Below are 2,826 nucleotides of genomic sequence, written 5' to 3' on the forward strand. Positions count from 1 at the left end.
ACATCGCCGAATTGTCCTACAGACTGATGGACTGTCGGGTCTCCGGCAGGATTCCGCTCGGGCATGGGATTCCAAATATAAAGGTATTGGTGGGTTCTGACTGCCCGCATGGGATAGCTGAGGTTTCCTTTGCGGACATTGGCATGCCTTTCTCTTTCGAGGTACACCTGCCCGCGGTCTTGCTTTTCCCCTGCCAACAATGCCCACAGTGATTGTCCACTCATGTATTTGGCCTTAAGTCCTGCTGCTTCGACGAAACTCGGGGCAAAGTCTACGAAATTCACAAAATCGCCGATGATGGTTCCCGGTTTGGCTTTTTTAGGCCACCGGATTGCCAAAGGCATGCGCGTTCCAAAGTCATAGAGATTGGCTTTTGCCCGGGGGAAAGGCATGCCATTATCACTTGTCATCACGATGATGGTATTGTGGAGTTCACCGATCTCTTCGAGCTGTCGGATCAGTTGTCCACATTCCCTGTCAAAGCGCTCTATCTCAAAATAGTAGTCCAGGATATCATTCCGCACACAGTCATTGTCCGGAAAAAATCCCGGAACGACCACATCTTCCAACTTCATACCGCTTTGGATGCCGGTGTTGGCTACATATTCCCGATGCGGATCGCTGCTGCCAAACCAAAAAGTAAAAGGTTGGTCTTTGGGTCTTTGGTTCAAAAATGCTTCAAAATCTTCAAATTGCTTCCCGGCAGGATTGTGGGCTAAGCCTGAGACGGCAAACTCCCCCGGTCCCCAACCTTTTCGGGTGGAACCTGTAAAATAGCCTGCCTTTTCCAGGATGCTGATATAGGTGGGGTATTGGGCAGGAAATTCAGACCAAAGATTGCCTCCTGCTTCGTTTTGGTGTGGATATCTTCCGAGTAAAACTGAGGCACGGGAAGGTGAACAGGAAGGAGAAGCGGTATAAGCATTGGTAAACAAAGCGCCTTCTTTGGCGAGCCTGTCAAAAGTGGGGGTACGGACTACCGGGTCTCCATATACGCCGGCATGTGGATAAGACCAATCATCGGCTATCATAAAAAGGATGTTGGGAGGCTTGGAGGAGGTCTTTTCTGTTTCCTTTTTTTCGCAGGAAATAAAAAGAAAGAAGGAGAAAAAGAGGAGTTGAAAGGATTTCATGGTTTGGTTTGGATATATTCCCAATATGGATGGAATTAAATATATCAAATCACATGCTTTAAAAAAAATGGACTTTCTTCATTTTCCTTTGACAATTTCAACTGATTTAAATCCCGTATAGCACAAAAGATTTGAGATTACTTCGATAAATTTATTATTATATTGCCTTATCCACATCCGCTATGAAAAACGCCAAAGCATTTTATTTGATATTAATCCTGTTGATAACTTATTCCTGTTCCCAACCCAAAAACACCATGAAAGAAAACGCATTTGTAGAAATTCTTGATGAGGCGGCACTGACTCTGATCGACCCTGAGACAGAAATTGAGGTCATTTCTCAGGGCTATGCCTGGACTGAGGGGCCACTTTGGCTGGAAAAAGAACAGAAGCTGCTCTTTTCTGATATTCCCAACAACTCAATATTTCAGATTGATGCCAAAGGGGAAACAAGTCTTTATCTGAAACCATCCGGATATACCGGGGAGGCTATCCGCAGTGGGGAAACAGGTTCCAATGCGTTGATTTTGGATCCAAGCGGGGCTTTGGTGCTTTGCCAACATGGAGACAGACGCATGGCCAAAATGAATGCGTCTTTGGATCAGCCAAAAGCGGATTTTGTAAGCATTGTGGATAACTATCAGGGAAAGCGCCTCAACAGCCCGAATGATGCCATCTATGACAAGGAAGGGAATTTATACTTTACAGACCCTCCCTATGGCTTGGAATTCAATGTGGATGACCCGGCGAAGGAATTGGATTTTCAGGGAATTTACTGTCTGAAGACGGATGGTGAACTCTTATTGGTAGACAGCATTTCCCGACCAAACGGGATCACTTTTTCTCCCGACCAAACAAAGTTGCTCGTCGCCAACTCTGATCCTGAACTTGCGGTGTGGTACCAATATGAGATTGTTTCGCCGGGTGTGGTAGAAAATAGGCAGTTGTTTTTTGATGCTACTTCTTATGTAGGAAAAGAAGGGTACAATGGACTTCCTGACGGGATGAAAATGCATAGTTCGGGGTATTTGTTTGCAACAGGACCGGGAGGAGTTTGGGTTTTTGATGCAGATGGAAAAGCTTTGGCAAGGATTGCGACGGGAGAAGCTACCTCTAACTGTGCTTTTTCTACGGATGAAAAGACAATTTTTATCACGGCGGATAATTATGTGTTGAAGATGGGGTTGAAGTGATTCTTTTCCCACAAAGGCACGAAGACACAAAGAAAAAATTTTACCTCAGAGGACGCGGAGGGCACAGAGAAAATAATATTCATGTGTCCCGCAAAGGCGCGAAGACGCAAAGAAAAATACCAATAATAAATGAGATTCTTCACCTCCGCAAGCTTCGGTTCAGAATGAAGTTTATAGAAAACCATCTGTGAAAATCTGTGTGCATCTGTGGTAAGGAGTTTTTCCCGCAGATATCGCAGATTGACGCAGAAAAAAAAAGAATGTGTCCCGCGACGGCACTAAGGCGAAAAGAAACATTTTACCTCAGAGGATGCGGAGGGCACAGAGAAAGATTCCTTGAGCTCTTGGCGAAACCATTGGGCACATTGCGGTAAAAATTTCCTGGGTTTTGCACCAACCATCAGTGAAAATCTGTGTCCATCTGTGGTAAGGATGAATTCGGAGAAATAAAAAAAGCCCCCATTCGGAGGCTAATTTTTCAATATTCTTGGCTCTCGTTT

The 2,826-nt window shown here is 45.0% G+C and carries 3 protein-coding genes; 1 reads left to right on the plus strand and 2 read right to left on the minus strand.

Annotated features, from left to right (window positions below):
* The coding region (locus tag ACZFYI_RS18365; protein ID WP_462525578.1) for a sulfatase family protein at window positions 1-1,133 on the minus strand (1,133 nt) is incomplete at its 3' end.
* 257 nt (window positions 1,134-1,390) lie between these two features.
* On the opposite strand from ACZFYI_RS18365, the gene ACZFYI_RS18370 reads away from it, so the two are divergent.
* Window positions 1,391-2,326, plus strand: a complete 936-nt coding sequence (locus tag ACZFYI_RS18370) for an SMP-30/gluconolactonase/LRE family protein (protein ID WP_462525579.1) — start codon at window positions 1,391-1,393, stop codon at window positions 2,324-2,326.
* 303 nt (window positions 2,327-2,629) lie between these two features.
* Here ACZFYI_RS18370 and ACZFYI_RS18375 read toward each other — a convergent pair.
* Window positions 2,630-2,826 (minus strand): hypothetical protein (locus tag ACZFYI_RS18375; RefSeq protein ID WP_462525580.1); only part of this gene is annotated, 197 nt, incomplete at its 5' end.

The organism is Aquiflexum sp., from assembly GCF_977115555.1.

Coding starts and splice junctions, on each gene's coding strand:
- ACZFYI_RS18370 (WP_462525579.1), top strand. CDS start 1,391: ATGAAAGAAAACGCATTTGTAGAAATTCTTGATGAGGCGGCACTGACT.